General features: G+C 77.5%; 3 protein-coding genes. All 3 read left to right on the top strand.

Annotated features, from left to right (window positions below):
• A partial coding sequence (locus QL987_RS16775) for an ABC transporter permease (protein ID WP_290158792.1) occupies nucleotides 1–464 on the top strand: 464 nt, incomplete at its 5' end.
• A complete protein-coding gene (locus QL987_RS16770; RefSeq protein ID WP_290158791.1) occupies nucleotides 461–1,390 on the top strand; it encodes an ABC transporter permease in 930 nt (309 codons plus the stop codon). The genes QL987_RS16775 and QL987_RS16770, both read left to right, overlap by 4 nt.
• Nucleotides 1,387–3,009 carry an ABC transporter ATP-binding protein gene (locus tag QL987_RS16765; protein ID WP_290158790.1) on the top strand — a complete coding sequence of 541 codons (1,623 nt, stop codon included), beginning with the start codon at nucleotides 1,387–1,389 and terminating at the stop codon, nucleotides 3,007–3,009. Before QL987_RS16770 ends, QL987_RS16765 begins: the two co-directional genes overlap by 4 nt.
• Nucleotides 3,010–3,106 lie beyond the last annotated feature (97 nt).

The raw sequence follows: 3,106 nt of genomic DNA, 5'->3' as shown, positions 1-3,106 counted from the left end.
CCGGGTACCTGGCCGAGACGATCCGTGACGGCGTCGTGGACGCACAGCGCTCGGCGTTCGCACTCGCGGCCCGGGGGCGGGGCGAGTCCCGCGCGGGGCTGTTCGGCCGCCACCTGCTCCGGCACGCGGCCCTGCCCGGCATCGCCCTGTCCGCCTGGGCCTTCGGGTCGCTGGTGTCCGGGGCCGTGGTCGTCGAGTCGGTGTTCGCGCTGCCCGGCATCGGGCGTGCACTCGTCACCGCCGTGACGCAGCGGGACATGCCCCTCGTCGCCGGGATCGCCCTCGTGTCGGCGGCTGCCTACGTGGTGGTGCTCGCGGTGGCGGACCTCGTCGAGCGGGCGGTCGACCCGCGCGGCACCGACCGGGGCACCCGCCGCGGCGACCCGGCCAGCGGGACCGGCCAGGCCCGCGGTACCGGCGCGGACCGCGGCGGCGCGACGTCCGACGAGGCGGTGGCGCGGTGAGCGGGATCGTCGACCCGGGCCTCCCGGCCGGACGCAGCAGCAGCAGCATCGACGGTGTGCCCGGCAGCACGCCGTCCCCGGGCCCCGGCGTCCGCGCCGGACGCCGATCCGAGCGGTTCCGTGGGGGGACGCTCGGCCCGGCAGGGACCGTCGCCGCGGTGGTGGTGGCGGTCGCCGTCGTGGCGGCCCTGTGGCCGGCGCTGCTCGGCGGCGCCGACCCGCTCGCGGTGCACCCGTCCCAGGCGCTCCTGCCGCCCGGCGCCGGCCACCTCTTCGGCACCGACGAGTCCGGACGTGACGTCCTGGCACGGGTGGTCGCGGGGACGCGGGCGTCGCTGCTGGTCGGCGTCGTCGCGACCCTGGTCGGCGGTGGGACCGGGGTGGTCCTCGGGGTCCTCGCCGGACTCGGCGGCCGGGTCGTCAACGCCGTCGTGGGGCGTGTGACCGAGGTCGCCTTCGCCCTCCCGCTGCTCTTGGTCGCACTCGTCGTCATCGCGGTCACCGGGCCCGGACCGGTGCCGGCGATGCTCGCGGTCGGGTTCGCCACGGCCCCCGGGTACGCCCGGATCGTCCGCGGACTGGTCCGGACCGCTCGTTCGTCGCAGGTCGTCGAGACCGCGGTCCTGCTCGGCCGCTCCCCCGCCACCGTCGTGGTCCGGCACGTGCTGCCGGCGGCGCTCTGGCCGGTCGTCGCGGTCGGCACGCTCGGCATCGGCCAGGCCGTGGTGTGGGCGTCGGCGCTCAGCTACCTCGGCGTCGGGACACCGCCCCCGGCACCGGAGTGGGGCGCGATGCTCGCCGACGGCCGCACCTACCTGGCGACCGCGCCGTGGATGAGCACGTTCCCGGGCCTGGCGATCGTGGTCCTAGCGACCGCCGTGACGGTGCTCGGTCGGGCCCTCCGCCGTGCCGGAGCCGCGCGGTGAGCGGCCACGGCACCGCCCTCGAGGTCGCCGGGCTCTCGGTCACGATCGACGGTGTCCCCGTCGTCACCGACGTCACCCTCCGGGTCGCGCCGGGCGAGTGCGTCGCCCTCGTCGGCGCCTCCGGCTCGGGCAAGTCGGTCACGGTCCGGGCCGCGCTCGGCCTGTCCGCCACCGGTGCCGGGGTCACAGCCGACCGACTGACCGTCGGCGACCAGGACGTCCGCGGCCTGTCGGAACGCCGGTGGCGCGCGGTCCGCGGACGACACGTCGGCTACGTCGGACAGGAGGCCCTGGGCGCCCTGGACCCGCTGCGTCCGGTCGGGCGCGAGGTCGCCGACGCCCTCCGCCTGCACACCGACCTGTCCGCACGTGAGCGCGTCGAGGCAGTGCGTGCCGAACTGGAGGCCGTCGGACTCGACCCCGCACTCGCCGCCGACGGCCGTACCGCGGGCACCCTGTCCGGCGGGATGCGACAGCGTGCCCTCATCGCCGCCGCGACGATCGGCCGCCCGGGGCTGCTCGTGGCGGACGAACCGACCACGGCCCTCGACGCCGGCATCGCCCTCCGCGTGATGGAGCAGCTGCGGGCGGCGCAACAGCGGGGTACCGGGTTGCTCGTCGTCACGCACGACCTCGGCCTGGTCGCGGGGTGGGCGGACCGGGTCGCCGTGATGGACGCCGGCCGCATCGTCGAGGAGGGTCCGACCGCCTCCGTCCTGGAGGCTCCGGTCCACCCCGCCACGCGAGCCCTGGTGCGCGCGGCCCGGTCGACAACGGTGGCCCGGTCGACGCCGGCGGCCCATGCCGCCGGTGCTGCGGGCGCGTCGTCGGCGGCCGGTCGCTCGGCACTGCCGGTGCTCGCCGCCACGGGACTCCAGCGGTCCTACCCGGGCGTCGCAGCCGTCGCCGACGTCTCGCTCCGGGTCGCCCCCGGCCGGGTCCTCGGCGTGGTCGGGGCCTCGGGCTCCGGCAAGACCACGGTGGCGCGGATGCTCCTCGGGCTCGAGACGCCCGACGCCGGCACGGTCACGCTCGACGGCGAGGCGTGGGCACCGCTCCCCGAGCACGACCGTCGTGCACGTCGACACCGGATGGCCGCGGTCGTCCAGGACCCCGGCGCGACGTTCGACGAACGGTGGGACGTCGACCGGGTCCTCGCCGACGCCCTGAGCGGCGGGCGCGCACGGCGGGCGACCGGTGCGCTGGGTGACCGGGTCGACGCCGCACTGCGACAGGTCGACCTGGACACGGCCGTGCGGACCCGGTCACCGCGCACCCTGTCCGGCGGGCAGCGGCAGCGGCTCGCGATCGCCCGGGCGCTGGCCACCGAGCCGGAGGTCCTGGTCCTCGACGAGCCGGTCACCGCCCTCGACGCGACCGTGCAGGACGCGGTGCTCGGCCTGCTCGAACGGCTGCGCGACGACACCGGTGTGGCGATGGTCTTCGTGTCGCACGACCTGCGGGCCGTCCGGCGCCTGGCGGACGAGGTGCTCGTCGTCCACGAGGGTGCCGTGGTCGAGCACGGTCCGGCCGAGGCCGTCTTCGGCCGCCCTGAGCACGCGGTGACGCAGCGGCTCGTGCGTGCCGCCGAGCGGCTGGCCGCCGGCCCGGCCGCCTGACGGCGTCGGCCGCCGTCCGGCCGCCGTCCGGCCGCCGAGCCTCGGCCTGGCGGACATGTTGCGCCGCCCCGACGGCGAAACATGGCCGCCCAGGCGA

The organism is Curtobacterium sp. APC 4022 (assembly GCF_030407555.1).
Lineage (GTDB): Bacteria > Actinomycetota > Actinomycetes > Actinomycetales > Microbacteriaceae > Curtobacterium.
Note: the sequence above shows the minus strand (reverse complement) of the source record. Positions and strands in the feature narration are given on the sequence as shown.